The 25,878-nt window shown below is 70.8% G+C and carries 26 protein-coding genes and 2 tRNA genes; 17 read left to right on the forward strand and 11 right to left on the reverse strand.

Features of this window, described 5'->3' with window-relative positions; all coding sequences use genetic code 11:
• Positions 1 to 122 precede the first annotated feature (122 nt).
• The 4 genes from L3078_RS30440 (at position 123) to L3078_RS30455 (ending at position 4,046) form a co-directional block, all read left to right on the forward strand.
• Complete coding sequence (locus L3078_RS30440) at positions 123 to 719, forward strand: M48 metallopeptidase family protein (RefSeq protein WP_239757111.1); 597 nt, start codon at positions 123 to 125, stop codon at positions 717 to 719.
• Positions 720 to 972: 253 nt separating this feature from the next.
• Positions 973 to 2,580, forward strand: coding sequence for a TerD family protein (locus L3078_RS30445; RefSeq protein WP_239757113.1), 1,608 nt, complete (start codon positions 973 to 975; stop codon positions 2,578 to 2,580).
• Between the two features lie 8 nt (positions 2,581 to 2,588).
• Positions 2,589 to 3,266 (forward strand): AIM24 family protein, encoded by a 678-nt coding sequence (locus tag L3078_RS30450; protein WP_239757115.1) that lies wholly within the window; start codon positions 2,589 to 2,591, stop codon positions 3,264 to 3,266.
• 27 nt (positions 3,267 to 3,293) lie between these two features.
• On the forward strand, positions 3,294 to 4,046 hold the full coding sequence (locus L3078_RS30455) for an AIM24 family protein (protein ID WP_239757116.1): 753 nt from the start codon (positions 3,294 to 3,296) through the stop codon (positions 4,044 to 4,046).
• Positions 4,047 to 4,221: 175 nt separating this feature from the next.
• On the opposite strand, the gene L3078_RS30460 is transcribed toward L3078_RS30455, so the two are convergent.
• Positions 4,222 to 4,737, reverse strand: a complete 516-nt coding sequence (locus L3078_RS30460) for an NUDIX hydrolase (RefSeq protein WP_239757117.1) — start codon at positions 4,735 to 4,737, stop codon at positions 4,222 to 4,224.
• Positions 4,734 to 6,179, reverse strand: a complete 1,446-nt coding sequence (locus L3078_RS30465) for a zinc-dependent metalloprotease (RefSeq protein WP_239757119.1) — start codon at positions 6,177 to 6,179, stop codon at positions 4,734 to 4,736. The genes L3078_RS30460 and L3078_RS30465 overlap by 4 nt, the downstream gene beginning before the upstream one ends.
• A gap of 190 nt (positions 6,180 to 6,369) precedes the next feature.
• Here L3078_RS30465 and L3078_RS30470 point away from each other — a divergent pair, with 190 nt between their 5' ends.
• The 4 genes from L3078_RS30470 (at position 6,370) to L3078_RS30485 (ending at position 9,453) form a co-directional block, all read left to right on the forward strand.
• Positions 6,370 to 7,482: an SDR family oxidoreductase gene (locus L3078_RS30470; protein ID WP_239757121.1), complete on the forward strand. Its 1,113-nt coding sequence runs from the start codon at positions 6,370 to 6,372 to the stop codon at positions 7,480 to 7,482.
• A gap of 46 nt (positions 7,483 to 7,528) precedes the next feature.
• Complete coding sequence (locus tag L3078_RS30475) at positions 7,529 to 7,990, forward strand: molybdenum cofactor biosynthesis protein MoaE (protein WP_239757122.1); 462 nt, start codon at positions 7,529 to 7,531, stop codon at positions 7,988 to 7,990.
• 130 nt (positions 7,991 to 8,120) lie between these two features.
• A complete protein-coding gene (locus tag L3078_RS30480; protein ID WP_220646633.1) occupies positions 8,121 to 8,285 on the forward strand; it encodes a hypothetical protein in 165 nt (54 codons plus the stop codon).
• Positions 8,286 to 8,355: 70 nt separating this feature from the next.
• Entirely contained in the window at positions 8,356 to 9,453 is a 1,098-nt protein-coding gene (locus L3078_RS30485; RefSeq protein ID WP_239757123.1) for a YlbL family protein, read from the forward strand.
• 108 nt (positions 9,454 to 9,561) lie between these two features.
• On the opposite strand, the gene L3078_RS30490 is transcribed toward L3078_RS30485, so the two are convergent.
• A complete protein-coding gene (locus tag L3078_RS30490; RefSeq protein ID WP_239757124.1) occupies positions 9,562 to 10,104 on the reverse strand; it encodes a PPA1309 family protein in 543 nt (180 codons plus the stop codon).
• A gap of 163 nt (positions 10,105 to 10,267) precedes the next feature.
• Between L3078_RS30490 and L3078_RS30495 the strand changes: the two genes are divergently transcribed.
• The 4 genes from L3078_RS30495 (at position 10,268) to L3078_RS30510 (ending at position 15,831) form a co-directional block, all read left to right on the forward strand.
• On the forward strand, positions 10,268 to 13,201 hold the full coding sequence (locus L3078_RS30495) for a UPF0182 family membrane protein (RefSeq protein WP_239760522.1): 2,934 nt from the start codon (positions 10,268 to 10,270) through the stop codon (positions 13,199 to 13,201).
• Between the two features lie 44 nt (positions 13,202 to 13,245).
• Positions 13,246 to 13,319 (forward strand) — tRNA-Met (locus L3078_RS30500).
• Positions 13,320 to 13,490: 171 nt separating this feature from the next.
• Positions 13,491 to 15,524 (forward strand): tetratricopeptide repeat protein, encoded by a 2,034-nt coding sequence (locus tag L3078_RS30505; RefSeq protein ID WP_239757126.1) that lies wholly within the window; start codon positions 13,491 to 13,493, stop codon positions 15,522 to 15,524.
• A 233-nt stretch (positions 15,525 to 15,757) separates the two neighbouring features.
• Positions 15,758 to 15,831: transfer RNA gene (locus L3078_RS30510), tRNA-Met, on the forward strand.
• 115 nt (positions 15,832 to 15,946) lie between these two features.
• On the opposite strand, the gene L3078_RS30515 is transcribed toward L3078_RS30510, so the two are convergent.
• From L3078_RS30515 to hisN, 3 genes are all read right to left on the reverse strand, one after another.
• Positions 15,947 to 16,363: a Fur family transcriptional regulator gene (locus L3078_RS30515; protein ID WP_239757127.1), complete on the reverse strand. Its 417-nt coding sequence runs from the start codon at positions 16,361 to 16,363 to the stop codon at positions 15,947 to 15,949.
• A gap of 160 nt (positions 16,364 to 16,523) precedes the next feature.
• Positions 16,524 to 16,916, reverse strand: a complete 393-nt coding sequence (locus L3078_RS30520) for a CBS domain-containing protein (protein ID WP_239757128.1) — start codon at positions 16,914 to 16,916, stop codon at positions 16,524 to 16,526.
• Between the two features lie 152 nt (positions 16,917 to 17,068).
• Positions 17,069 to 17,869 (reverse strand): histidinol-phosphatase, encoded by an 801-nt coding sequence (gene hisN / locus L3078_RS30525; RefSeq protein WP_239757130.1) that lies wholly within the window; start codon positions 17,867 to 17,869, stop codon positions 17,069 to 17,071.
• Between the two features lie 308 nt (positions 17,870 to 18,177).
• Between hisN and L3078_RS30530 the strand changes: the two genes are divergently transcribed.
• Entirely contained in the window at positions 18,178 to 18,795 is a 618-nt protein-coding gene (locus L3078_RS30530) for a TetR/AcrR family transcriptional regulator (RefSeq protein ID WP_239760523.1), read from the forward strand.
• Between the two features lie 31 nt (positions 18,796 to 18,826).
• On the opposite strand, the gene L3078_RS30535 is transcribed toward L3078_RS30530, so the two are convergent.
• The 4 genes from L3078_RS30535 to L3078_RS30550 form a co-directional block, all read right to left on the reverse strand.
• On the reverse strand, positions 18,827 to 19,150 hold the full coding sequence (locus L3078_RS30535) for a DMT family transporter (RefSeq protein ID WP_239757131.1): 324 nt from the start codon (positions 19,148 to 19,150) through the stop codon (positions 18,827 to 18,829).
• A gap of 140 nt (positions 19,151 to 19,290) precedes the next feature.
• Positions 19,291 to 20,304: a ribosome small subunit-dependent GTPase A gene (gene rsgA, locus L3078_RS30540; RefSeq protein WP_239757132.1), complete on the reverse strand. Its 1,014-nt coding sequence runs from the start codon at positions 20,302 to 20,304 to the stop codon at positions 19,291 to 19,293.
• 16 nt (positions 20,305 to 20,320) lie between these two features.
• Positions 20,321 to 21,661 carry a 3-phosphoshikimate 1-carboxyvinyltransferase gene (gene aroA / locus L3078_RS30545; protein WP_239757133.1) on the reverse strand — a complete coding sequence of 447 codons (1,341 nt, stop codon included), beginning with the start codon at positions 21,659 to 21,661 and terminating at the stop codon, positions 20,321 to 20,323.
• Positions 21,662 to 21,791: 130 nt separating this feature from the next.
• The gene (locus L3078_RS30550) at positions 21,792 to 22,514 is read right to left on the reverse strand and encodes a M50 family metallopeptidase (protein ID WP_239757135.1); all 723 of its coding nucleotides are present in this window, start codon (positions 22,512 to 22,514) and stop codon (positions 21,792 to 21,794) included.
• A 103-nt stretch (positions 22,515 to 22,617) separates the two neighbouring features.
• Between L3078_RS30550 and L3078_RS30555 the strand changes: the two genes are divergently transcribed.
• The 4 genes from L3078_RS30555 to rsrA all read left to right on the forward strand — a co-directional run bounded on the left by L3078_RS30555 (position 22,618) and on the right by rsrA (position 25,330).
• The gene (locus L3078_RS30555) at positions 22,618 to 23,433 is read left to right on the forward strand and encodes an SOS response-associated peptidase (protein ID WP_239757137.1); all 816 of its coding nucleotides are present in this window, start codon (positions 22,618 to 22,620) and stop codon (positions 23,431 to 23,433) included.
• A gap of 1 nt (position 23,434) precedes the next feature.
• Positions 23,435 to 24,082, forward strand: coding sequence for an alpha/beta hydrolase family protein (locus L3078_RS30560; RefSeq protein WP_239757139.1), 648 nt, complete (start codon positions 23,435 to 23,437; stop codon positions 24,080 to 24,082).
• Positions 24,083 to 24,350: 268 nt separating this feature from the next.
• Positions 24,351 to 25,022 (forward strand): RNA polymerase sigma factor SigR, encoded by a 672-nt coding sequence (gene sigR, locus L3078_RS30565; RefSeq protein ID WP_045559042.1) that lies wholly within the window; start codon positions 24,351 to 24,353, stop codon positions 25,020 to 25,022.
• Positions 25,019 to 25,330: a mycothiol system anti-sigma-R factor gene (gene rsrA, locus L3078_RS30570; protein WP_033525449.1), complete on the forward strand. Its 312-nt coding sequence runs from the start codon at positions 25,019 to 25,021 to the stop codon at positions 25,328 to 25,330. The genes sigR and rsrA overlap by 4 nt, the downstream gene beginning before the upstream one ends.
• Before the next feature lie 98 nt (positions 25,331 to 25,428).
• On the opposite strand, the gene L3078_RS30575 is transcribed toward rsrA, so the two are convergent.
• Positions 25,429 to 25,794, reverse strand: a complete 366-nt coding sequence (locus L3078_RS30575) for a hypothetical protein (RefSeq protein WP_239757142.1) — start codon at positions 25,792 to 25,794, stop codon at positions 25,429 to 25,431.
• Between the last annotated feature and the right edge of the window lie 84 nt (positions 25,795 to 25,878).

The following is a 25,878-nucleotide window of genomic DNA, read 5'->3' on the forward strand; positions in this document are numbered from 1 at the left end:
CTGTCGAGAGTTGTCCACAGGCGGCGGCATTCGTCGTACAAATCAGGCGCTCGGAGTGCGGATCGATATCGAACCGTCCCGGAGGCGGGACTTCCCCCGTGTGCAGCGGGTAACGTCGGGGCGTGCCCGCCGACCCACTGCACCGCGCCGCAAAGCCACCGCGCAGCACGACGAGCCAGCCGCCGAGCGGCTCGGGGGCGAGCGCGATCGAGGTCCGCAGGAGCGCGCGACGGCGCAGAACGGTCTCCGCGTACCGCGAGGGCGATCGCACCGTCGTGCTCATTCCCGCTCGGATGTCCGAGGCGGAGGAGCAGCGCTGGGTGACCGTCATGCTCGACAAGCTGGCCGCGCAGGAGAGCAAACGCCGCCTCGGCGACACCGAGCTGGCAGAGCGGGCCGCCCGGCTCTCGGACCAGTACTTCGGTGGTCGCGCCCGGCCCACCTCCGTGCGCTGGGTCACCAATCAGAACACCCGCTGGGGCTCGTGCACCCCGGCCGAGGGCAGCATCCGCCTCTCGCACCGGCTGCAGGGCATGCCCGAGTACGTCGTCGACTACGTCCTCCTCCACGAACTCGCACACCTGCTCGTACCCGGTCACGGTCCCCGCTTCTGGCAGCTGCTGGACGCCTATCCGCGCACCGAGCGTGCTCGCGGCTACCTCGAAGGGGTGGTCGCCGCCGACCGGCTGCCCCACCTGCCCATCGCGCGGGACGAGTGACACCTCGCGTGGCCGGTCGCCGGGAAACGGCCCGCGACCTGCGACCGGAAGGCGCCGCCCGGCCGGTGCCCCGGGCGTGAGTGCCGAGAAACGGGCGCTTCACGCGCGCGTGTGCGTTTGTGGGAACGGTGACCGAAGTCGCGCTTTTGTACCGTCTCTGTACCAGCCTCGTACGCCTCAGGACTTTGCGGTTAGCCTGGCGCGACGCACTCGCAGGCGCACGCACTTTCGGGATGGGGGACGGTCGTTACGCATGGCCAGGGAATTCCAACGCGGCCACAAGGCCAAGATCAGTGACCTCACCGCGGGTACGGATCTGTACGTAGGCGTACAGATCTCCGGCCCCGGGCTGACCTTCGACATCAGTTGCTTCGGACTGGACGCCGACGAACGGCTCTCGGACGACCGCTACTTCGTCTTCTTCAACCAGCCGAAGACCCCCGAGGAGTCGATCCAGCTCCTGGGCGCCCAGTCGGGTGACACCGAGTCCTTCCGCGTCACCCTCGACAAGATCCCGCCGCAGATCCAGAAGCTGTCCTTCACGGCGACGATCGACGGCAACGGGCAGATGTCGCAGATCGCCCCCGGTTACGTCCGTATCGTCGCGGGCGGCGAGGAGGTGGCCAGGTATCCGTTCGACGGCTCGGAGTTCTCCACCGAGCGCGCCGTGATGCTGGGCGACTTCTACCTGAAGGACGTATGGCGGTTCGCGGCCGTCGGACAGGGCTTCGACGGAGGCCTCGACGCGCTGCTGAAGAACTTCGGCGGCGAGGTCGCCGAGGAGCAGCCGGCGGCCCCGCAGCAGCCGCAGGCCGACGCCGCGCCCGGCTTCGCCCCGCCCGCGTTCGGGGCCCCCGCGGCTCCCGCCGCCCCGGCGCCCGCTCAGCCGTTCGCGCCCCCGGCGCCCTCGCCCTCCGTGCACGCCGCTCCCACGATCGCCGCGCCCCTGAACACGCCGCCCGGCGGCACCGTGCCGCCCCCGGCCGCCCCCGCACCTCAGGGCGGGCCCTTCACCCCGCCCGGCGCTCCGCCGCAGGGCGGACCCTTCACTCCTCCCGGTGCCCCGCCGCAGGGCGGTCCCTTCACCCCTCCGGGTGCGGCTCCGCAAGGCGGCCCGTTCACGCCTCCGGGCGCCCCCGGTGCCTTCCCCGGCCAGGCGCAGCCCTTCGGCGGCGGCACACAGCTCGCGCCGGTGCCGCCGGAGGCAGGGCTGCGGGTCGTCCTGACGAAGTACTCCGAGGCCCCCGTCGGGGACCGCTGGACCGAGCAGAACCCGCAGATGGTGCGGGCGACGCTCACCAAGGGCGCCAACATCCTCGCCAAGCAGGGCAGCATGGTCGCCTACCAGGGCGACATCGACTTCGCCCACAAGGGTTCCGGACTGCTCGGCAAGTTGACGGGCCAGCTCACCGGCCAGGGCATGGCCCTGATGCGGTGTTCCGGAGACGGTGAGGTGTTCCTCGCCGACGAGGGCAGCCGTCTCTTCGTCATCCGTCTGGAGAACGAGCAGCTCTACACCAGCGCACGCGGCGTCCTCGCCTTCGACGAGTCCCTGGACACCGAGATCCGCCGTATCGAGGGCGCCGGCCTGCCCGGTGGCGGCCTGTTCAGCATGCTCTTCTCCGGTACGGGAGCGGTCGTCGTCAAGACGCGCGGGGTTCCCGTCGTGCTGCCCGTCGGCCCGGCCACCTACGTCGACGGCAACGCCGTCATCGCCTGGTCCGCCGGCGCACAGGCCGTCACCACGACCTCGCTCAGGCTGCGCCGCTCCGGATACGCCCGGCAGACCCAGGAGGCCATCAACCTCCAGTTCCGCGGCGCCCCCGGCAACTTCGTCGTCGTCCAGCCCTTCGAGGTGTGAGGCAGAGCATGGACCTCCAGACACTCAACGCGCACCGCTCCGCCTCCACCGGCGTCCGTATGAGCGTGCACAGCTCCAAGACGCTCAAGGTCACCATGGTCACCGGCCAGGACCTCCTGGCCAAGGCCGGCTCGATGATCGCGTACGACGGCTACGTACAGTTCGACGGCCCGCCCGCCACGCTGCGGCGCAGCGCGGAGGAGATGGTCACCGGAGAGGGCGGCAAGCTGATGCTCTGCCGGGGCGACGGGGACCTGTACCTCGCCGACTACGGCGGCGACGTCCTCATCCTCCACCTGAACAACGAGGCGCTGTCGGTCAACGGCCCGACCCTGCTGGCCTGCGACGCCTCCCTCCAGCTCTCCATCGAGCCGGTCAAGGGCCTCGCCAAGCTCTCCGGCTCCGGCCTCACCAACCTCGTGATCCGGGGCACCGGATGGGTCGCCCTGGTCAGCCGGGGCGTGCCGATCTCCCTCGACTGCGCCGAACGGGAGACCTACGTCGACCCGGACGCGCTGATCGCCTGGACCGACGGCCTCGACATGAAAGCCCGTCGCACCATCAAGGCCGGCGCGCTCATCGGCCGGGGCAGCGGCGAGGCCTTCCAGATCGGGTTCAAGGGGCAGGGCTTCGTGGTCGTCCAGCCCAGCGAGGACACCGGCGACCGTTTCAAGATCCGTGGCTGACCGGGGCTGAGGGGAGAACACCACATCATGCACAGCACACTCTTCGCGCACATCCCGGTGAACCACACCGAGCGCTACACACTGCAGAACCCGCAGCTGCTCAAGACAGACGTCACCATGGGCAGCAGCCCCGTCCTGGCCCGTCAGGGCGCCATGGTCGCCTTCGAGGGGCAGATCGAGTTCGACAGCCAGTACCGCAACCGCAGCTGGCGCAACGCCGAGCGGATGACCGGTGAGCGGCTCGAACTCATGCGCTGCAAGGGCAACGGGATCGTGTATCTCGCCAACTTCGCGCAGTACCTGCACATCATGGAGGTCGGCAGGGGCATCACCGTCGACTCCTCCGCCGTCCTCGCCTTCGACGGCTCGCTGAACGTCGGCATCGTCGCCGTGGACAGCGCCGTCGAGGTGGCCTCGGCGGGGGCGTACAACCTGGAGCTGTCCGGTGGCGGCAAGGTCGTCCTGATGACCTCGGGTGAGCCGCTCGCCCTGGAGGTGACGCCCGAGAAGAACATCTGTGTCGACTCGGACGCCGTCATCGCCTGGTCGACCTCGCTGCGTACACAGCTCCAGGCGCCGACCTCCACGTCCGCTGTGTGGCGCCGCAGGGGATCGACCGGCGAGGGCTGGGAGATGCACTTCGGTGGCCAGGGGCATGTTCTGGTGCAGCCGAGCGAGCTGCTTCCGCCGCAGCACCTGCGTACGTCCGGGGTGCTCGGACAGTTCGGCATGGGCGCGGGCGGACTGAGCGGGAACTCCCTCGGGGGCAGCCGCAACTGATCACGGGTTCCCGATGAGCGAGCGGTGACCTGTGCTCATCGGTGAGTGGGCCCATATGTAAGGGGCGTTCCGCCTTGCGGACGCCCCTTACCGCGTTCGTGCCCCCGGCGGGGGCATGCCCACCGCCCGGCGGTCTCATGCCGACGGGCCGCCCACGCCATGCGAAAGAGCGAGGTCAGAGCCGCGCCCGGGTGGCCTCCAGCAGGCGCACGACCGACTCGTCGGCCACGGTCGGCACCTCGTCGTAGGCGAACCAGCGCAGGTCGAGGGACTCGTCGCTGATCGCTTCCACCGCGTCGGCCGGGGCGAGGGCCGCGTACTGGACGTCCAGGTGCCAGGCGCACGGGGTGTGGTGGCGGTCGAGGCGGACCGGGCCGCCCGGCAGGAGCGACAGGCCCGCGATGCCGGACTCCTCCGTGGCCTCACGCAGCGCGGAGTCCGCGAGGGTGCTGTCCCCGGGCTCGCAGTGGCCGCCCATCTGCAGCCACATGCGCAACTTCCTGTGGAGGGTGAGCAGCACCCGGCCACGCTCGGGGTCGATCACGAGGCCGCTCGCCGTGATGTGCCCGGCGCCGCACGCCTTCCACATGCCGTCCGGGTGGGCCGCGAGATGCTCGAGGTACGCCTGGCGCAGCTCGGCCTGGTCCTCGTAGCTCTTCAGTACGAGGACCGCGTCGTCGTGCAGGCTCACTCGGTGTCGTCGTCCTTCTTGTCCAGGTCGGGCTTGTCCAGGTCCGGCTTCTTGAGGTCCGGCTTCTCGGTGGATCCGCCCGCGGCCTCGCCGAGCATCTTGTCCAGCTCGGAGAAGTCCAGCTGCTCGCGGTGGACGAAGCCGTCCGGGTCGTCCAGGTCGGAGGCGGTGGGCAGCATGTCGGGGTGGGCCCACAGGGCGTCGCGGCCGTCGACCCCGCGTGCGTCCGTGAGGGACGCCCACAGGCGGGAGGCGTCGCGCAGACGGCGGGGGCGCAGTTCCAGACCGATCAGCGTGGCGAAGGTCTGCTCGGCCGGGCCGCCGGTGGCACGGCGGCGGCGCAGGGTCTCCCGGAGGGCGTCCGCCGACGACAGGCGCGGCTTCGCGGCCGCGTGCACCACCGCGTCCACCCAGCCCTCCACCAGCGCCAGAGCGGTCTCCAGCCGGGCCAGGGCAGCCTTCTGCGCCGGGGTGTCCTCCGGCTGGAACATGCCCTGCTGGAGCGCCTGCTGCAGTTCCTCGGGGTTCTGCGGGTCGAACTGGCCGACCACGTCCTCCAGCTTGGCCGTGTCGACCTTGATCCCGCGCGCGTAGCCCTCGACAGCGCCGAACAGGTGCGAGCGCAGCCACGGCACATGCGCGAAGAGGCGCTGGTGGGCGGCCTCGCGCAAGGCCAGGTAGAGCCGCACCTCGTCCTTGCCGACGCCGAGGTCCTTGCCGAACGCGTCCACGTTCAGCGGCAGCAGCGCGGCCTTGCCGGCCGGTCCGAGCGGCAGGCCGACGTCGGTGGATCCGACGACCTCGCCCGCGAGCACGCCCACGGCCTGCCCGATCTGCTGACCGAACATGGCGCCGCCCATCGACTTCATCATGCCGATCAGCGGGCCGGCCATGGCCTGCATCTCCTCCGGCAGGATGTCGCCCATGGCGCCGCCGACCCGCTCGGCCACCGGATCGACCAGTTCCTTCCAGGCGGGCAGGGTGGCCTCCACCCACTCCGCGCGGCTCCACGCCACGGCGGAGCCCGCGCCGGACGGCAGGGACGTCGCGTCGTCCAGCCACAGGTCGGCCAGGCGGACGGCCTCCTGGACGGCGGTGCGCTCGGCGGGGCCGACGCTCTCGTCCTTCGTGCCGTCGGCGGTCCCCTGGGCGACCGTCTGGCGGGCGATCTGCTTGGCCATGTCCCAGTTCACTGGGCCGCCCTCGTACGAGAGCATCTGGCCCAGCTGCTGGAAGGCGGCGCCCAGGTCGGTGGGGTTCATGGAACCGAACATCGCGGCGAACGGATTGTCGCCGCCGGGGCCCCCGGCCCCGGGGAACCCGAAACCGAACGGGTTGGCCGGGCCCTGACCACCACCGCTCTGCTGGTCCTTCTTCTTGCCCTCGTCGCCGTCGTCCGGCTCCTCCGGCGGAAGGCCGAATCCGAATGGGGTGTCACTCACGGGATTCCTCGGCTGATAGGGCCATCGGTTTTCTCCGACGGCACGGCTGCCCGAACACCACCCAGCGTAGACACCACGGCGGGTTAAGGCCTCGGTGCTCCGCCGACCGAAGGCCTGCGGCAGGATGGATGCCACCTGGTACGTACGCGTCACCCGCGTTCGTACTGAAGACAACCGCTGGAGACGCCCGGTGAGTTCCCCAGATCCGCAGGTTCGCGCAGCGCGAAACCACTCAACCAGTCCCGCCGTGCGCGGGCCCGTCGTCGCGGTCACCGGTGCCGCGTCCGGCGTAGGAGCGCTGCTCACCGAGCGGCTCGCCGAGTCCGACGAGATCCGGCAGGTCATCGCCATCGACGAGCGGCGCGGCGAGTGCGCGGCCGCGCAGTGGCACATCCTGGACGTGCGTGACCCGGCGATCGCCGAGAAGCTGCGCGGGGCCGACGTGGTGGTGCACCTCGCCGTCGACCTCGACCTGGGCACGGACTCGGCGGCCCGCAGCGCGTACAACGTGCGCGGGACGCAGACCGTGCTCACGGCCGCCGCCGCCGCCGGGGTGCACCGGGTCGTGCTGTGCACGTCGGCGATGGTCTACGGGGCGCTGCCCGACAACGAGCTGCCGCTCTCGGAGGACGCCGAGCTGCGGGCGACCGCCGAGGCGACGGGGGTCGGCGACCTGCTGGAGATCGAGCGGCTCGCGCGCCGCGCGCCGCGCGCCCATCCGGGCCTCAATGTCACCGTCGTCCGCCCCGCGACGCTCGTCGGGGGCACGGACACTGCGCTGACCAGGTACTTCGAGTCGCCTCGGCTGCTGGTGGTGGCCGGTTCGCGGCCCGCCTGGCAGTTCTGTCACGTCGAGGATCTCTGCGGGGCGCTGGAGTACGCCGTGCTGGAGAAGGTCGACGGGGAGCTGGCCGTCGGATGCGAGGGGTGGCTGGAGCAGGAGGAGGTCGAGGAGCTCAGCGGGATCCGGCGCATGGAGCTGCCCTCCGCGGTCGCGCTCGGCGCCGCCGCCCGGCTGCACCGGATCGGGCTCACGCCGTCCCCGGCGGGGGACCTGGCGTACACGATGTACCCGTGGGTCGTGAGCGGCAGCCGGTTGCACGACGCCGGGTGGCGGCCGCTGTGGACGAACGAGGAAGTGCTCGCGGAGCTGCTGGAGGAGGTCGCCGGACGGCACACCGTGGCCGGACGTCGGCTGGGTCGCAAGGACGCGACGGCCGCGGGCGCCGCCGGCGCGACGGTCGCGCTGCTGGGTACGGCGGCGCTGGTGCGGCGGGCGCGGAAGGCTCGGGGCAGACGGTGACGGGTGCCCCGGCTGGTGCGGGGCGCCGGTGAGGCACGATGGGGGTATGGCTGTGAATGATGATCACCCTGGTGAGCGGGGGGCCGCGGAGCCCATCAAGCTGATCGGGATCCGGGAGACGGCGCTCTCCCTCGACGAGGTGTTCCGGGCCGTCGGGGACGACGCGGCCGGGGGGACCGCGCTGTTCGTCGGGACTGTGCGGAACCACGACGGGGGAGCCGATGTCGACGAGCTCGGCTATTCGTGTCACCCCACGGCCGAGGCCGAGATGCGGCGAATCGCGGAGAAGGTGGTCGCCGACTACCCGGTCCGGGCGCTCGCGGCCGTGCACCGGGTGGGCAATCTGAAGGTCGGGGACCTGGCCGTGGTCGTGGCCGTCTCCTGTCCGCACCGGGGCGAGGCCTTCGAGGCGTGCCGGAAACTGATCGACGATCTCAAGCACGAGGTGCCCATCTGGAAGCACCAGAGGTTCTCCGACGGTACGGAGGAATGGGTCGGCGCCTGCTAGGTCGTGACCGGAATGCGCCCGTGCGCGTTCCGGTTGCGTAACCCGCCCCCCGGCGAGAGCGTTGACGGGACGGACGGATAATCTGCTGATCAGTCAGTTGTGGTTACTTCATAGGGGTTGGGAGGCCGGAATGGCGGCGCTCGCCTGGTTGCTGATTCCACTGGTGGCCGCGATCGGTGCCGGACTGTGGGGTGGCTGGGCCAGCCGGAACCGCAGGAGCATCGAGGACGGCTCCGAACTCGCGGGATACTCGCGTTTCCGCGAGGCCATGGAGCGGTCCCACACAGGCGGCTGACGCCCCCGCCGTCGCCCCGGACGGACGGCCCCGACGGTGCAGTGACAGGCCTGTCCCGTACTGTCGTTCCATGCCACGCCGCACCGCGACGATGCTCGCCTCCACCCTGATGCTCATCGCGCTCCTGTGCGCGGGAGTGATCATTCCCGTGCCCTATTCGGAGATGTCACCGGGGCCGACGGTGAACACGCTCGGGGAGCACGACGGCGAGCCGGTGCTGCAGATCTCGGGACGCAAGACGTACGCGACGACCGGTCACCTGAACATGACCACGGTCCGGGTGACCAGCGCCGACTACAGGATGAACCTCGTCGAGGCCGTGTACGGCTGGCTGGCCCACGACAACAAGGTCGTCCCGCACGACACGCTCTACCCGGACGGCAAGACGGAGGAGCAGTCGACCCAGGAGAACGCCGAGGAGTTCAGCCAGTCCCAGGAGAGCGCCAAGGTCGCCGCCCTCAAGGAACTGGACATCCCGGTGAAGTCCTGGGTGATCGTCTCCACCGTCCTCAAGGACTCGCCGGCCGAGGGAAAGCTGCACGCCGGTGACGTGATCAAGTCCGTCGACGGCGCGGCGGTCAAGGCGCCCGAGGACGTCGCGAAGCTGGTCACCAAGCACAAGCCGGGCGAGGACGTCGAGTTCGTCATCGTGCCCGCCAAGGCGCAGGCCGCCGCGGAGAAGGCGAACCGGACGGCGACCGAGACCGAGAAGGTCACGATCACCACGGCCAAGTCCGACGACACGGGCGAGGAGCGGGCGATCGTCGGGATCTCCGCCGGGACCGACCACACCTTCCCGTTCACCATCGACATCAAGCTCGCCGACGTCGGCGGCCCGAGCGCCGGACTGATGTTCGCCCTCGGTATCTACGACAAGCTGACGCCGGGCAATCTGACGGGCGGCACGTTCGTGGCCGGCACCGGCACGATCGACGACGAGGGCAAGGTCGGCCCCATCGGCGGGATCGAGATGAAGACGGTCGGCGCGCGGGACAAGGGCGCCGAGTACTTCCTGACGCCCAAGGACAACTGTGCCGCGGCCGCCAAGGACACCCCCGACGGCCTCACCCTCGTCAAGGTCGACACCATCGAGGACGCGCTCGGGGCCCTGAAGGACATCCGCTCCGGCGACACGGCCGACCTGCCGGAGTGCACCACCAAGGGCTGACAGGAGCGAGGGACGGCGCACGCGCGCGTGGGGGCGCCCTCCTGGTCGGAGAGCGCCCCCAGAGTCGTAGATCGGATCGTCGTGGATCCGAAGGTCAGTCCACGGTGGTCAGTCCACGAAGGTCGCGGAGAGGGCTTCCGCCAGGCCCGGGACCAGTTCGGGGCCGGTGAGGACCTCCGTCGGGGTGTCCTTCTCGCGCAGCCGCAGGGCAGCGTCGCGGGAGCCGTCGCGCAGCACCGCGACCGTCATCCGGACCTCCTGGCGGTCCGGGTGGGAGGCGACCCACTTGGTGAGACGGGCCCCGTCGAGGTTCTCCGGGACGGACGCCTCGGCGGACGGCGGCAGCATCAGCCGCTCCACGGTCAACGCGCACCCGACCACCGCGTCGGGCCAGGCGATGGTGCCGAGGAACTCGTCCAGCGCCTTGCCGGCGGGGATCTCGTCCTGCTCGATCGGGGTGAGACCGGCGGCCTCGGGCGCGTCCTGAAGACCGAGCTGGTCCGCGAGCGCGGGTTCCTGGGCCCGCAGACGCGCGGTATCCACGAGGGCGAAGAGGCGAGCGGGCTGGTCCCAGCCGAGGCCCGAGGCGTACTCGTCGATCTCGAGCACCGCCCGGGTGAGGGGGTTCGCTGCCATGGGAGTGTTGGACATGGTCACAATCCTGCCTCGTTCGTTCCCGGAAGCGGGAACCGAGTAAAGCGTGAGTAAGTTGCATAGGTGAGGCCCCTACGATCACGGGGCCCGCTGGAGGGTCCGTAGACGCGGGCCTGACGTATCGACAGCGAACTTCGAGGTGCGCACCTTGGCTTTCCAGATGCCGGACCGCGGCGGAGGCCCGACGGGGCCGCGGATCAGAGTGGGCCGACCGTCCCGACGGGTCCGGACCCTGCTCATGACGCTGGGCGTCCTTGCCGTCCTCGGCATGGCGTTCGTCATGTTCGCGGGGTTCTGGACGGACTGGCTCTGGTACCGGTCGGTGAAGTACTCGTCCGTCTTCACCACCACGCTGTGGACGAAGATCGGGCTCTTCTTCGTCTTCGGTCTGCTGATGTCGGCCTCGGTCGGCTTCAACATCTGGCTGGCGCACCGGCTGCGGCCGCCGCTGAGCGCGATGTCGATGGAGCAGCAGAGCCTCGACAGGTACCGCATGGGCATCGCGCCCTACAAGAAGTGGCTGCTCCTCGGGATCACCTCCCTGGTGGGCCTCATCGCCGGCGCCTCCGCCTCCGGGCAGTGGCGCACCTGGCTGATGTGGGTGAACGGGGTGTCGTTCGGGCAGAAGGACCCCCAGTTCCACCTGGACGTCTCCTTCTACGCCTTCGACCTGCCCTGGTACCGCTTCCTGCTCGGCTTCGGCTTCGCCGCGGCCGTGCTCTCGGTGATCGCCGCCGCGCTCACGCACTACCTGTACGGCGGCCTCAGGGTCACCTCCCCGGGCGCGCGCGCCACCGCCGCGGCCACCGGGCACCTGTCGGTGCTCCTCGGCATCTTCGTCGCCCTGAAGGCGGTCGCCTACTGGCTCGACCGGTACGGGCTCGCCGTGAAGTCCAGCGACTTCAAGGCGACGGGCAACTGGACGGGCCTGAGGTACGTCGACGCGAACGCGTACCTGCCGGCCAAGACGATCCTGTTCTGCATCGCCGTGATCTGCGCGCTGCTCTTCTTCGCCACCATCTGGCGGCGCACCTGGCAGCTGCCGGTCATCGGCTTCGGTCTGATGGTCCTCTCCGCCATCCTCATCGGCGGGCTGTACCCGGCCATCGTGCAGAAGTTCCAGGTCCAGCCGAACGAGCAGGCCAAGGAAGCGCCGTACGTCGAGAAGAACCTGGCGGCGACCCGGCAGGCCTACGGCATCGACGGGACCGACGTCGAGGAGTACTCGGGTGTGAGCGACACCACGGACAAGGCCAAGCTCCGCAAGGACGCCGACACCACGGCCAGCATCCGCATGCTCGACCCGAACATCGTCTCGCCGACGTTCCAGCAGCTCCAGCAGATGCGGAACTACTACGCGTTCCCCACGAACCTGGACGTCGACCGGTACAGCAATGAGGACGGCGCGGAGCAGGACACGGTCATCGGTCTGCGCGAGCTGAACCTCGCCGGTATCCCGAAGAACAACTGGATCAACGACCACTTCCGCTACACCCACGGCTACGGCGTGGTCGCCGCCAAGGGCACCGAGGCCACCTCCGGCGGCCGTCCGGTGTTCACCGAGTCGGACCTGCCGTCCAAGGGCGACCTGGGCGAGTACCAGCAGCGGGTCTACTACGGCGAGAAGACCACCCAGTACTCGATCGTCGGCGGTCCCCAGGACGAGATCGACTACTCCGACGACAGCGGTGAGAAGACCACCAGCTACAAGGGCAACAGCGGGGTCAACCTCTCCAGCCCGGTCAACCGGGCCGCGTACGCGGTGGCGTTCAACGAGCCGCAGATCCTCTACTCCGGCGCCATCGGCGAGGGTTCGCGGATCCTGTACAACCGCACGCCCAAGGAGCGCGTCGAGGCGGTCGCCCCGTGGCTGACCATCGACGGCGACGCCTACCCGGCCGTCGTCGACGGCAAGATCCAGTGGATCGTCGACGCGTACACCACCACCAACGGCTACCCGTACGCCTCCCGCACAACCCTGGGCGACACCACGGCCGACTCGTTGACCGCGGACAACAGCCAGCGCGCGGTGGTGGCCCAGCAGAACCAGGTCAACTACATCCGCAACTCGGTGAAGGCGACCGTCGACGCGTACACGGGTCAGGTCAAGCTCTACCAGTGGGACACCCAGGACCCGGTCCTGAAGACCTGGATGAAGGCGTTCCCGGGCACGGTCGAGCCGAAGGACGACATCTCCGACTCGCTGCTGGCCCATCTGCGGTACCCGCAGGACCTGTTCAAGGTGCAGCGCGAACTGCTGACCCGCTACCACGTGAAGGACGCCGAGACGTTCCTCAGCGGCAGCGAGGTGTGGCAGGTCCCGGACGACCCGACCAACACCTCGGGCAACGCGGTGCCGCCGTACTACCTGAGCATGAAGCTGCCGGGCCAGTCGGAACAGGCGTTCTCGCTGACGACGACACTCACGCCGAACGGCCGGGACAACCTCAGTGCCTTCGTGGCGGTCAACGCCGAAGCGGGCACCAAGGACTACGGCAAGATCAGAATTCTGAAACTGCCGACCAGCGAACCGATCGACGGACCGAAACAGGTCCAGAGCCAGTTCAACTCCGAACAGGACATCGCCGAGACGATCAGCCTCCTCAAGAGAGGTGACTCACAGGTCGAGTACGGCAACCTCCTGACGGTCCCGCTCGACGGCGGCCTGCTCTATGTGGAACCCGTCTATGTGCGAGGCGGCGGGCTCAAGTACCCGCTGCTGCGCAAGGTTTTGGTCACCTACGGCGGCAACACGGCGTTCGAGGACACCCTCGACGAGGCGCTCAACAAGGTGTTCGAGACCGAGGGCGCGCCAACCGAGCCACCGCCGGACGACCCCGACGAGGGCACCGACGAGCCACCGACGTCCGGTGATCCGACGGTCCAACAGGCCCTGCAGGAAGCCCAGAAGGCGTTCGACGAGGGCCAGCAGGCACTCAAGGACGGCGACTGGGAGGCGTACGGCCGGGCCCAACAGGACCTGGAGGACGCGCTGAAGCGGGCCGAGGACGCGCAGTCCAAGGCCGACGGGACCGGCGGCAGCGGCAGTGAGGAGAGCGACCAGAGCGGCGACGGAGGCTCCGGAAGCGGCTGATGCAAGGCTCCGTCCCGCGCCGTGGTACGGTTGCAACGCAACGGCGCGGGGTGGAGCAGCTCGGTAGCTCGCTGGGCTCATAACCCAGAGGTCGCAGGTTCAAATCCTGTCCCCGCTACTGAAGTTGAAGGCCCGGATCCTCCAAAGGATCCGGGCCTTCGACGTGTTGCCTGGGAGGGTCGACACATCTGTGTTTGACTTGTCGCTCTGTGGGCATGTCGACAAAACGCTGTAGTGACCTCAATGGCTGCGGTATACCAGGTGTACCCAGGTTGCAGGTGGTGCGACGATGGACGTTATGGGGGACAAGGCAACTCTGTTGGAGACAGGGCGGTTTGCGCAGCCTGCCGACATTGCGCTGCCTGCCGACTTCGTGGTGCCCGCCGAGTCCGCCTCGTCGGTCGAGTCCGTGCGCGCGGCGGACGAGGACGAGACGGCGGACGCCGTCGAGGAGGCGCGTCAGCGGCTCGCCGCAGAGGCCGGCGACACCGAGGCGATGAGCGTGCTCGGCGCCATGCTGCTGCGCCGCGGCGACCTCGACGGAGCCGAGCCCTGTCTGCGGGCTGCCACCGCGGCCGGGGACCGCGCGGCCGCCAACAACCTGGGTGTCCTGCTGCACCAGCGTGGGTACGCCGACGAGGCCGCCGGCTGGTGGCGGGTCGCGGCCGTCGCCGGTTCCGCCGCGGCCGCGCACGCGCTCGGCCGGCACCACCGCGAGCGCGGGGACGAGCCGGCCGCCGAGTACTGGCTGCGCCAGTCCGCCGAGCAGGGGCACGCCCTGGGCGCGTACGCCCTCGCGGACCTGCTGGAGCACCGCAGCGACGCCGCCGCCGAGCGGTGGATGAGAGTGGCCGCCGAGCGCGGGCACCGCGAGGCCGCGTACCGGCTCGCACGGACGCTCGACCAGCGCGCGGAGCAGGAGGAGCGCGTCGCCGTGCGCGAGGGGCGGAGGATCGCGCGCGCAGCGCTCGAGATCGGGAGCGGCGGCCGCGAGGGCCGAGCTCCCGTGCGGGACGGGCGGGCCGTCGCGCGTGACGGGCGCTCTGCCGTGCGGGACAACGTCTCCGCCGTGGGCGCGGGGGAGCGTGGTGCTGACAACGGTGTCGGGGCGGGTGCCGCCGAAGAGGCCGAGCAGTGGTACCGGCAGGCCGCCGCGCGCGGGCACCGGCGGGCCGCGCTGCACCTCGGGGCGATCCTGGAGCGACGCGGGGAGCTCAAGGAGGCCGGCCGCTGGTACCTGACCTCCGCCAAGGACGGCGAGCCGCGCGCCGCGTGCGCGCTCGGGTTCCTCCTGCGGGACGCGGGCGACACGGAGAGCGCGGCCGTGTGGTGGCTGCGGGCCGCCCAGGACGGCGACGGCAACGCGGCGAACGCGCTGGGCGCGCTGCACGCCGAGCGCGGCGAGACGCAGACCGCCGAGCGCTGGTACCGGGCCGCGATGGACGCCGGGGACGTCAACGGCGCGTACAACCTCGGGCTGCTCTGCGCCGAGCAGGGGCGGACCGCGCAGGCCGAGCAGTGGTACCGGCGCGCCGCGTACGCCGGGCACCGGGAGGCGGCGAACGCGCTGGCCATCCTGCTGCTCCAGGTCGGCGACGCGTCCGGTGCGGAGCCGTGGTTCTCCAAGGCCGCGGAGGCCGGGAGCGTCGACGCCGCCTTCAACCTGGGCATCCTGTTCGCCGGGCGGGGCGACGACGCGACGGCGCTGGTCTGGTACGAGCGGGCGGCTGCCGCCGGGCACACCGAGGCGGCGCTCCAGGTCGCCATAGCGCGGCTGCGGGACGGCGACGAGCGGGCCGCCGAGCGGCATCTGCGGTGCGCCGCCGGCGGGGGCAGCGCGGAGGCCGCGTACCGGCTGGCCGCCGTGCTCGACGCGCGCCGTCCGCCCGCGCCCGCGCATGAGCTGGGGGAGCCGGTGCGGGAGAAGAACGAGTGCGAGGAGTGGTACGAGCGGGCCGCGTCGCAGGGGCACCGGCGGGCGCAGGTGCGGGTCGGCATGCTCGCGGCCGGGCGGGGTGACGTGGTCGAGGCCGCGCGGTGGTACCGGGTCGCGGCGGAGTCCGGGTCGCGGAACGGGGCGTTCAATCTGGGGCTGCTGCTGGCTCGGGAGGGCAGCGAGCCGGAGGCCGCGGTGTGGTGGGCTCGTGCCGCCGACGCGGGGCATGGGCGGGCGGCGTTGCGGCTCGCCCTCGTCTACGCGCGTCGGGGCGAGCTGGTGGAGGGGAAGCGGTGGGCCGACCGGGCCGTGGCGCTCGGGCCGGCGGAGGTGGCCGAGCGGGCGGCGCGGTTGCGGGACGCGTTGCGGGACGAGCTGTCGGCGTAGGGCGTGTGACGTCGGAGTGGGTGCGTGGGCCCGGGGCTGCGAGGGTGCCCGGGGGTGGGTGCCGGGCAGGCGGGGTTTCGCTCGCCCGCGCTTGCGGGGTGCCGCTGCGCCCACCCGTGCCGCCCCGCGGCACGACTGCCCGCAGGCTGTGGATGGGCAGCGGTGCTGGTCAGAGGGCCGGGGTAATGGATTTGCTCTGGTCGGTCGGGGTGACGTAGTGTTCTGTTCATCGACGCGGGGTGGAGCAGCTCGGTAGCTCGCTGGGCTCATAACCCAGAGGTCGCAGGTTCAAATCCTGTCCCCGCTACTGAAGGCCGATGGCTCGGAACCAGTTGGGTTCCGGGCCATCGGTGTTTTCGTGCACGCGTGCAGAAGAGCCCCCGGCGTCGTACAGCCGGGGGCTTCGTCGTGCGGTGGTGGGGCTACGCCTTGGTGCAGGTCGGGCAGACGCCCCGGTAGGTGACCTCCACGTCCGAGACGGTGAAGCCGAAGCGCTCGGAGGTGGGGAGGTCGGCCAGCGGGTTGCCGGTCGGGTGGACGTCGCGGATCGTGCCGCACCGGGCGCAGACCAGGTGGTGGTGCGGACGGTGCGCGTTCGGGTCGTACCGCTTGGCGCGCCGGTCCGTGGCGACCTCCAGCACCTCACCGAGGGAGACCAGCTCACCCAGGGTGTTGTAGACGGTCGCCCGGGAGATCTCGGGCAGCTTGGCGACAGCGCGTGCGTGCACCTCGTCGGCCGTCAGATGGACGTGTTCGCCGTCGAGGACCTCGGCCACGACGCGCCGCTGCGCGGTCATACGCCATCCGCGTCCGCGCAGCCGCTCCAGAAGGTCACTCATACCGGTCAGCGTAACAGCAGGCGGAAACAGATTCCGAACGGGTGTGACTTTGGATCGTGACTTGACTTGGATTGTGTCCAAGGTGGCTCGCCGCTGCCGTGGGGGCGGGCCGGGGTCTCCGGGGAGACTCCCGGCCCGGTCGTGCGTCCGGGGCCGTGGACTATGCCGGTGCGTGCTGTCGGGCGGGTGCCCAGCAGCGGATGATGTCGCGGACCGAGACGATGCCGATGGGGGCGCCCTGCTCGAGGACGATCAGATGGCGGAAGCCCCCGTGCGCCATGGCGCGGGCCGCCTCCTCCAGGGTCCAGGACGGCGTGGCGAACACGACGTCGGTGGTGGTGTGGGCGTGGGCGCGCTCGGCGTCGGGGCTCTGGCCCAGGCCGACGGAGATGAGGACGTCTCGTTCGGTCAGGATGCCGAGTCCGCCGGCGTCCGGGTCGAGGACCACGGCCGCGCCGATCCGGCGAGCCGCCATCAGGGCGGCGGCCTGGCGGAGGGTGTGATCGGGGCCGATGGTGAGGACCACTGTGCTCATGGCGTCGCGGACGAGCATGGAGTTCAGCCACCTCCTAGGGAATCCGCTGAACCGATTGTTCAAGGATTCACAAGTTCACAAGTGGGGGGACTCTCAATGTGGCAGGCAAAGCGGAGGTCAACAAGAGGGCGTGCGTGGTCAGTTCGGGGCGCTCCGGATCACTCCAGGGCTCAGTAGCGCTGGCTCAGATAGCCCAGGAGCTCGTCGTGGAGCAGGCCGTTCGAGGCTGCCGCGTTGCCGCTGTGCGGGCCGGGGCGGCCGTCGAGGCCGGTGAAGCTGCCGCCCGCCTCCGTGACGATGATCGCGTTGGCGGCCATGTCCCAGAGGGACAGCTCGGGTTCGGCGCAGATGTCCACGGAGCCCTCGGCGACCATCATGTACGGCCAGAAATCGCCGTACGCGCGGGTGCGCCACACCTCGCGGGTCAGGTCCAGGAAGCCGCCCAGGTGCCCGCGCTCCTCCCAGCCACTGAGGGAGGAGTACGCGAAGGAGGCGTCCGACAGATCGGCGACGCGGGAGACGTGCAGGCGGGAGGCCGAGCTGAGGCTGCGGCCGGTGAAGGCGCCGTGGCCCTTCGCGGCCCACCAGCGGCGGCCGAGCGCGGGGGCGGAGACCACGCCGACGACGGGCTGATAGCCGCCCTCCGCCGCCTCCATGAGGGAGATCAGGGTGGCCCAGACGGGGACGCCCCGGACGTAGTTCTTGGTGCCGTCGATGGGGTCGACGACCCAGCGGCGGGGGCCGGTGCCCTCGACTCCGTACTCCTCGCCGAGGATGGCGTCCCGGGGGCGGGCGCGCTGGAGTTGACCGCGGATGAGTTCCTCGGCGGCCCTGTCGGCCTCGCTCACCGGGGTCATGTCGGGCTTCGTCTCGACCTTCAGGTCCAGGGCCTTGAAGCGGGACATGGTGGTCGCGTCGGCGGCGTCCGCGAGGACGTGGGCGAGGCGGAGGTCGTCGAGGTAATCGGCCATGTGGCGAACGGTATCCGCCGAGGTCGGTGCGTTGCCATAGGGGGCCGGGGGTAGGCGGGGTGCCCAGGGCGCCGCAGGCCGGGTGGAGGGGCGGGGCGACGGTACGGACGCCCCCAGCCGCGCCGGGCGGTACGTATGGGGATCGTGGTGCTGGGCACACGAGTTGGGGCTGTCACCACGTGCCCGGCGAGGGGCCGCGCACGTTGGCCGGTGTGCGCCCCTGGGGAGCGCCGTGAACCCTTGACAGTGACCTGATGCGCGTCAAATCTGAGGGCCAGAGCCGCCCGCTCGCTTTTAGGGAGGCGATGATGCCTGCAGCGCGGGAAAACTTGTTGGACGCCGCTTACAAGGCGTTGGTGCGTCGGCCGTGGTCCGCCGTGCGCATGGTGGACGTGGCGGCGGTGGCCGGAGTGTCACGTCAGACGCTGTACAACGAGTTCGGCAGCAAGGACGGGCTCGCCAGAGCCCTGGTCCGCAGGGAAGCGGACGGCTATCTGGCGGGCGTCGAGCGGGCGCTGGCCACCCCCGTGGACTCCCGGGACCGGTTGGCCGCGACCGCCGAGTGGACCGTGGCGGCCTCCCGCAACAACGCGCTGATTCGCGCCATGCTCACCGGCTGCTGGAGCGAGCGTCTGCCGGCACCGCCGCTCGCCGCCGTGCGCTCCTCCTCCGCGGTGCCCGCACAGCGCCGCGCGGACGGACCGCTGCCCGCGCCCGCCGACTTCGTGGCCCTGGTGCGCGAGCGGGCCGTGGCCGTGCTGTCCGCGCCCGGCACCCCCAAGTCGGACACGGCGGAACTCGCCCGCTCCTGCGAACTCGCGGTACGGCTCGCCCTCTCGTGCGTGGCGGCGCCCCCGGCCGAGGGCGGGGTCACGGATCTCGTACGGACGGCGCTGCCCCGTCAGCTCAGCCGGACCCTCGGCTAGCCGCCGCGCCGGAAGCGACACGCGGACCGAACTAGTGGGCCGAGCCCGACAGTTGGAGTCCCACGACGCCCACGATCACCAGGGTGATCGAGACGATCTTCAAGGTCGACACGATGTCGCCGAGGAAGATCATCCCGTAGATCGCGGTGCCGGCCGCGCCGATGCCCGTCCAGACGGCGTAGGCGGGGCCGACGTCGAGCTTCTTCAGGGAGAGGGTCAGCAGGCCGAAGCTGCCGAGGGCGAAGACGCAGAAGGCGACCGTGGGCCAGAGTCTGGTGAAGCCGTGCGAGAGTTTCAGACAGACGGCGAATCCGGTCTCCAGAAGCCCCGCCACGACCACCAGCAGCCACGCCATGTCTCGTCCTCCCGTGTCCCACGTTCCGTGACCGCTTCGTCTGTTCTCGGCTGATCTCGTCTGGTCTGGGTCCGACTCGGTGCGATTATGCACTTACCGGGTGGGCGGGGGCGCAAACAACGCGGAGGTCAGTGCGGAGGTCAGTCGCCTTCCCGCCGTTCGCGTGTCGCGAGGAGCCTGCGCAGGGAGTAGAGCCGGGCCGGGTCCGCGTGCCCGTCCGCCACCCACTGGTCCAGGGCGCAGTCCTGCTCGTCGTGGCCGCACGCGCGGGGGCAGCCCTCCGTGCCCGGGACCAGGTCCGGGAAGGCGTTGATCACCCGGGACGGATCGATGTGCGCGAGGCCGAAGGAGCGCACGCCGGGGGTGTCCACGACCCAGCCGCCGTCCGAGTCCGCGAGGGGGAGGGCGAGCGCGGAGGTCGTGGTGTGCCTGCCCCGGCCCGTCACCGCGTTGACATGGCCCGTCGTGCGGCGGCGGTCCTCGGGGACCAGGGCGTTCACCAAGGTCGTCTTGCCGACGCCCGAGTGGCCCACGAACGCCGTGACCTTGCCGGCCAGGTGTGCGCGGACGCGGTCGGCGGCGCCTCCCGTCTCCAGCTCCTCGCGGCTCGTCACGACGTACGGGATGTCGATGTCGCCGTAGAGCTCCAGGAGCTTGTCGGCGGAGGCCAGGTCCGACTTCGTGAGGACGAGGAGGGGCTCCAGGCCGCCGTCGTAGGCCGCAACGAGGCAGCGGTCGATCAGGCGGGGGCGGGGTTCGGGGTCGGCGAGGGCGGTGACGATGGCGAGTTGGTCGGCGTTGGCGACGACGACGCGTTCGTACGGGTCGTCGTCGTCGGCGGTGCGGCGCAGCACCGACGTACGGTCGGCGATGCGGACGATCCGCGCGAGGGTGTCCTTCTTGCCGGAGAGGTCGCCCACGAGGGCCACGGTGTCGCCGACGACGGCCGCCTTCCGGCCCAGTTCACGGGCCTTCATCGCCATCACCACACGGTCCTCGACCAGACAGGTCAGCCGGCCGCGGTCGACGGTGAGGACCATGCCCTCGGCGGCGTCCTCGTGCTTCGGGCGGATGTGCGTACGGGGACGGTTGCCCTTGCGGTTCGGGCGGCTGCGGATGTCGTCCTCGTCGGTGTGCTTGCCGTAACGGCGCATGATCCCGGTCCGCCCGTCAGTTCTTCCCCAGCATCCCGGCCCACATGTCGGGGAAGTCCGGCAGCGTCTTGGCCGTCGTCGCCACGTTCTCGATCCGCACACCCTCCACGGCCAGGCCGATGATCGCACCGGCGGTGGCCATGCGGTGGTCGTCGTAGGTGTGGAAGACGCCGCCGTGCAGCGGGCGCGGGCGGATGTGGAGGCCGTCGGCGGTCTCGGTGACGTCACCGCCGAGTTCGTTGATCTCCTTGGTGAGCGCGGCCAGGCGGTCCGTCTCGTGGAGGCGGAGGTGGGCGACGCCGCGCAGTGTGGAGGGGGAGTCGGCGAGGGCGGCGACCGCCGCGATGCCCGGGGTCAGTTCGCCCACCTCGCTCAGGTCCACGTCGATGCCGTGGATCGCGCCTGAACCGGTGAACACCAGTCCGTACTCGGTCAGTTCGCAGATGCCGCCCATCTCCGTGAAGATCTCGCGGAGCTGGTCACCGGGCTGCGTGGTGCGCGCGGGCCAGTCGGGGACGACGACCTTGCCGCCGGTCACCAGGGCCGCCGCCAGGAACGGCTGCGCGTTGGAGAGGTCCGGCTCGATCGTCAGGTCGCGGCCCAGCAGAGCGCCCGGTGTGACCCGCCAGACGTTCGGCTCGCCCCCCGACTCCGGGGTGTCCACCTGCGCGCCCACCGAGCGCAGCATGTCCACGGTCATCCGGATGTGGGGGAGCGAGGGCAGGGTCGCACCCGTGTGGCGGACCTCGACGCCCTGGTTGAAGCGGGGGGCCGAGAGCAGAAGGGCGCTCACGAACTGCGAGGACGAGGACGCGTCGATCGCCACCGGGCCGCCGTCCAGGGCGCCGCCGCCGTGGACGGTCAGGGGGAGCGCCCCCCGGCCGTCGTCGTCGATGCGGGCGCCGAGGACGCGCAGGGCGTCGATCACGCCGTTCAGGGGGCGCTCGTAGGAGCGGGGGTCGCCGTCGAAGCGGACGGGGCCGTCAGCCAGCGCCGCCACCGGGGGGAGGAAGCGCATGACCGTGCCCGCGTTGCCGACGTCGACCGTGGCCGGGCCGTGCAGCCCGGTGGGCAGGACGCGCCAGGCCTCGCCGGAGCCGGCGGAGGCGTCCGTGGCGGCGGAGCTGGAGGAGACGGTCTCCTCGATGCCGACGCCCATCGCGCGCAGGGCGCCCGCCATCAGGAGGGTGTCGCGGGAGCGGAGGGGGCGGCGCAGCCAGCCCGGCTCGCTCGCGAGGGCGGCGAGGACGAGGGCGCGGTTGGTGACCGATTTGGACCCCGGGACGTGGACCGTCGCGTCGACGGCTCCGCTCGCGGTGGGGGCGGGCCAGAGGGCGGGCTGTGCGTTCAGGGCCATGCGGCCACTTTAGTAGGGGTTCGCCCGCGGGGGTGCCTCGTGATCGCCGTGGGCGGCGGCGGTCCGGCGGGGGTTCTCGCGCGGTTCCCCGGCGCCTCCTGGGAACGCCCCGACCTCGGCTCCCAGGTGCTCAGAGGTTCAGCAGCCAGCGGCCACCGCCCATCAACGCGCACAGCGACACCACGTGGAACATCACCAGCCAGACCGTCGCCGGGAGGTGGGTCAGCCGGGAGAGCTGGTCGGCGTCGGAGTCGCCGGCGCCTCCTCGGCGGCGCTTCGCCTGGAGTTCGAAGGCCGGGCGGACGCCCCCCAGCAGCAGGAACCAGACGACCGCGTAGGCGAAGGCGGCCTGGACCTGGGGGCCCGCCAGCCAGGAGACGACGACGAAGGTGCCGCCGGTGACGAGGACCGTCAGGGCGCCGTAGGCGTTGCGGATCATGACCAGCATGGCGATCAGCAGGATCGTGGCGAGCCAGAGGAGCAGAGTGATGCGGCCGGAGCCGAGGAGGGCGGCGCCGCCGAGGCCGAGCAGCGGGGGAGCCGTGTAGCCGGCGGCGGCGGTGAGGATCATGCCGATGCCGGTGGGCTTGCCGCGGCTGACCGTGAGGCCGCTGGTGTCGGAGTGCAGTCGGATGCCGGTGAGGGTGCGGCCGGTGAGCAGCGCGATCAGTCCGTGCCCGCCCTCGTGCGCGATGGTGATGGCGTTGCGCGAGAGCCGCCAGACGCCGTGCGGGACGATCGCGGCGAGCGCGGCGACCGCGGTGGCTATGACGACCCACAGGTCGGGGTCGGGCTGGGTGCCGAAGACTTCGTCCCACAGGCTGGCCAGCGAGGTGGCTGCGGTGCTTTCCATGTTCTGCGGTGGCTCCTCGGGGTGGCGATCCACAGGGCCGGCGCGGAGCGCCGTCGTTGGGGGCGGTGGTCGGGTGACGGGTGGGCCTGGCAGTGTGGCACTTATGTGCGGACGGTATGCGTCGAGTCGTGGGCCCGAGGATCTCGCAGGAATCTTTGAGATCGAGAAGTGGGAGCCGGAGGAAACCCTTGAGCCGGATTACAACGTGGCTCCCACCAAGGAGGTCTACGCGGTCCTCGACCGTCCTTTGAAGGACGCCGACGACAAGCGGCCGGTTCGCCAGCTGCGGAAGCTGAAGTGGGGGCTGGTCCCCTCCTGGTCCAAGAACCCCGAGGGCGCGGCGCGGATGATCAACGCCCGCGCGGAGACCGTGCACGAGAAGCCGTCGTACCGCCGTGCCTTCGCCACCCGGCGGTGCATCCTGCCCGCCGACGGCTATTTCGAGTGGGTCACCGGCACGGGGGAGCGGGAGCTGGAGGTCGAGGGGAAGAAGAAGCGGCCGCGCAAGCAGCCCTACTTCGTGCTCCCGGCCGACGGCTCCGTCTTCGCGATGGCCGGGCTGTACGAGTTCTGGCGGGACCGGACGCTGCCGGACGACCATCCGGGAGCCTGGTGGGCGACCTGCTCGGTGATCACGACGGAGGCCGAGACCACCCCGCTGGCGGTCGCGCCGGAGGACGGCCCGCACGCCTTGGCCGAGATCCATCCCCGGATGCCGCTGATGCTGACGCCGGACCGCTGGGACAGCTGGCTCGATCCGGCGCGTACGGACCTCGACGACCTGCGCGGGCTGCTCGCACCGCCGCCCGCCGGGCTGATGCGCGCCTACCCCGTCACCACGGCCGTCAGCAACGTCCGCAACAACGGTCCGGAGCTGCTGAAGGAGCTGGAGGGGCCCGAGGAGGGCACACTCTTCTGACGTGACCGAGATCGAGGCAGCAGCGACGGAAGAGATCGACACCGAGGCCGGCACGGGCCGCGTCAGCTGGTACGAGGCCGAGGCGCCGGAATTCGTCCTCGCCGTCAGCCATGGGGCCGGCGGCGGCATCGAGGCCCGTGATCTGCGGGCCCTCGCCGCCGTGCTTTCTGCGCACGGTGTGACCGTCGCCCTGGTGGAGCAGCCGTGGCGGGTGGCCGGGAAGAAGCTCGCGCCCGCGCCGAAGACGCTGGACGTGGGCTGGCGGGGCCTGTGGCCCGCGCTGGCGAAGCCGGGACCGCCGGTGATCGCGGGCGGCCGCAGCGCCGGTGCCCGGGTCGCCTGTCGTACGGCGGCGGAGCTGGGCGCGGCGGCCGTGCTGGCGCTGAGCTTCCCGTTGCATCCGCCGGGGAAGCCGGACAAGTCCCGGGCCGACGAACTGCTCGGGGCCGGGGTGCCCACCCTCGTCGTCCAGGGCGGCAACGATCCGTTCGGGAGGCCGGAGGAGTTCCCGGAGGGGACGTACGGGCTCGTGGAGGTGCCCTACGGCGATCACGGGTTCGCCGTGCCGAAGCGGGCGCCCCTCGGGCAGGACGAGGCGCTGACCGTGATCACCGACGGTGTCGTGGAGTGGATCGCGTCACTTCGCTGACCCGTCCGGCGGTGTCCGGGAATGCGGAGCGACGGGCCTTGGTTGTGCGGATCAGACAGCGCGAAAGACCGTGCTGACCGCCGTAGGAGAGGAAGTCCGCCGCATGGGTTCGACCTATTGCCCGAGCCGCAGCAGCCGCGCTGACCTGGACTGGACGGTGCTGCACGCGGCCAAGAGCGGCCCTGTTCGGGCGGCGGCGGGCATGGATCGTCGTCTATCCTCCGATTCTGGTGGTACCGGTTTCGGTATCGCACAGACGCTGGAGGAGGTGGGTCCGGTCACTGGGACCGACGCAGGGACCGAACGGGGCCAGGCGGAGCAGCCCGAGGGCACCGAGACCGCCGCGGAGCGCAGCGCCCGGTTCGAGCGGGACGCTCTGGAATTCCTCGACCAGATGTACTCGGCCGCGCTGCGCATGACGCGCAACCCGGCCGATGCCGAGGACCTGGTGCAGGAGACGTACGCGAAGGCGTACGCGTCCTTCCACCAGTTCCGTGAGGGCACCAACCTGAAGGCCTGGCTGTACCGCATCCTCACGAACACCTTCATCAACTCGTACCGCAAGAAGCAGCGCGAACCCCAGCGCAGCGCGGCCGAGGAGATCGAGGACTGGCAGCTGGCGCGCGCCGAGTCGCACATGTCGACCGGGCTGCGCTCCGCCGAGTCGCAGGCGCTCGACCACCTGCCCGACTCGGACGTGAAGGCGGCGCTGCAGGCGATCCCCGAGGAGTTCCGCATCGCGGTCTATCTCGCCGATGTCGAGGGCTTTGCGTACAAGGAGATCGCCGACATCATGGGGACACCCATCGGCACGGTGATGTCCCGGCTGCACCGGGGTCGCCGTCAACTGCGCGGCATGCTCGAGGACTACGCCCGTGACCGTGGGCTGGTTCCGGCCGGGGCCGGGGAGTCGAACGAAGCGAAAGGCTCGGGCTCATGAGCTGCGGAGAGCCGCATGAGACGGATTGCAGCGAGATCCTCGATCATCTCTACGAGTTCCTCGACCGGGAGATGCCCGACTCCGACTGCACCAAGTTCGAGCACCACTTCGAGGAGTGCTCGCCCTGTCTGGAGAAGTACGGGCTCGAACAGGCCGTCAAGAAGCTGGTGAAGCGGTGCTGCGGGCAGGACGACGTGCCCACGGATCTGCGCGCCAAGGTGATGGGCAGGATCGATCTGATCCGATCGGGACAGACCGTTCCCGAGCATGATGTGACGGCCTCGCCGGTCACACCGCAGGAGAGCTGAACCTTCTTCTGAGCCCGTTCCGGCAGTGGCCGTCCGGCCGCCCTCGGAACGGGCTCAGTCATGTGCGGCGCGCGGTGGTGGAACGGGGTGGAACGGGCTCAGACCTCCAGGCCGTTCTCGATGCGCTTCAGGCCGTGCCGCGCGAGCGCCAGGTTGCTGCGCGAGCGGTCCAGCGCCAGGTAGAGGAAGAGCGATCCCTTGCTGCTGCTCAGCGGGCGGATCAGGTGGTACTGCCGGCCCAGGGTGATCAGGATGTCCTCGATCACGTCGTCCATGTCCAGCGAGGCCAGGGTGCGCATCTTGGAGCGCACCACCTCGGTGTTGCCGGCCGCCGCGAGTTCGAGGTCGAGGTGCTGCCCGCCACCGAGGGTGCCGAGTGACATACCGCTCTCGTAGTCGACGAGCGCGACACCGACCGCGCCGTCGAGGGCCATGGCTTCCTTGAGCGCCGTCTCGATGTTCATTCGCTGCCCCAATTCCTCAGTGCTGCTGACCGGTCACTGTCCGGCCAACTACGATCGACGCGAGTGACCCACCGGTCACAAACA

Origin of the sequence: Streptomyces deccanensis, assembly GCF_022385335.1 — a bacterium.
Lineage (GTDB): Bacteria > Actinomycetota > Actinomycetes > Streptomycetales > Streptomycetaceae > Streptomyces > Streptomyces deccanensis.

Bases quoted from the DNA above. Each gene is read 5' to 3' on its own strand.
- L3078_RS30490 (WP_239757124.1), bottom strand. From the start codon at position 10,104: ATGTCCAACACTCCCATGGCAGCGAACCCCCTCACCCGGGCGGTGCTC.
- L3078_RS30495 (WP_239760522.1), top strand. From the start codon at position 10,268: ATGCCGGACCGCGGCGGAGGCCCGACGGGGCCGCGGATCAGAGTGGGC.
- L3078_RS30480 (WP_220646633.1), top strand. From the start codon at position 8,121: ATGGCGGCGCTCGCCTGGTTGCTGATTCCACTGGTGGCCGCGATCGGT.
- L3078_RS30520 (WP_239757128.1), bottom strand. From the start codon at position 16,916: ATGCTCGTCCGCGACGCCATGAGCACAGTGGTCCTCACCATCGGCCCC.
- L3078_RS30505 (WP_239757126.1), top strand. From the start codon at position 13,491: ATGGACGTTATGGGGGACAAGGCAACTCTGTTGGAGACAGGGCGGTTT.
- L3078_RS30515 (WP_239757127.1), bottom strand. From the start codon at position 16,363: ATGAGTGACCTTCTGGAGCGGCTGCGCGGACGCGGATGGCGTATGACC.
- L3078_RS30555 (WP_239757137.1), top strand. From the start codon at position 22,618: ATGTGCGGACGGTATGCGTCGAGTCGTGGGCCCGAGGATCTCGCAGGA.
- rsgA (WP_239757132.1), bottom strand. From the start codon at position 20,304: ATGCGCCGTTACGGCAAGCACACCGACGAGGACGACATCCGCAGCCGC.
- L3078_RS30450 (WP_239757115.1), top strand. From the start codon at position 2,589: ATGGACCTCCAGACACTCAACGCGCACCGCTCCGCCTCCACCGGCGTC.
- aroA (WP_239757133.1), bottom strand. From the start codon at position 21,661: ATGGCCCTGAACGCACAGCCCGCCCTCTGGCCCGCCCCCACCGCGAGC.
- L3078_RS30455 (WP_239757116.1), top strand. From the start codon at position 3,294: ATGCACAGCACACTCTTCGCGCACATCCCGGTGAACCACACCGAGCGC.
- L3078_RS30485 (WP_239757123.1), top strand. From the start codon at position 8,356: ATGCCACGCCGCACCGCGACGATGCTCGCCTCCACCCTGATGCTCATC.
- L3078_RS30535 (WP_239757131.1), bottom strand. From the start codon at position 19,150: ATGGCGTGGCTGCTGGTGGTCGTGGCGGGGCTTCTGGAGACCGGATTC.
- L3078_RS30475 (WP_239757122.1), top strand. From the start codon at position 7,529: ATGGCTGTGAATGATGATCACCCTGGTGAGCGGGGGGCCGCGGAGCCC.
- L3078_RS30575 (WP_239757142.1), bottom strand. From the start codon at position 25,794: ATGAACATCGAGACGGCGCTCAAGGAAGCCATGGCCCTCGACGGCGCG.
- L3078_RS30550 (WP_239757135.1), bottom strand. From the start codon at position 22,514: ATGGAAAGCACCGCAGCCACCTCGCTGGCCAGCCTGTGGGACGAAGTC.
- L3078_RS30445 (WP_239757113.1), top strand. From the start codon at position 973: ATGGCCAGGGAATTCCAACGCGGCCACAAGGCCAAGATCAGTGACCTC.
- L3078_RS30530 (WP_239760523.1), top strand. From the start codon at position 18,178: ATGCCTGCAGCGCGGGAAAACTTGTTGGACGCCGCTTACAAGGCGTTG.
- hisN (WP_239757130.1), bottom strand. From the start codon at position 17,869: ATGGCCGATTACCTCGACGACCTCCGCCTCGCCCACGTCCTCGCGGAC.
- rsrA (WP_033525449.1), top strand. From the start codon at position 25,019: ATGAGCTGCGGAGAGCCGCATGAGACGGATTGCAGCGAGATCCTCGAT.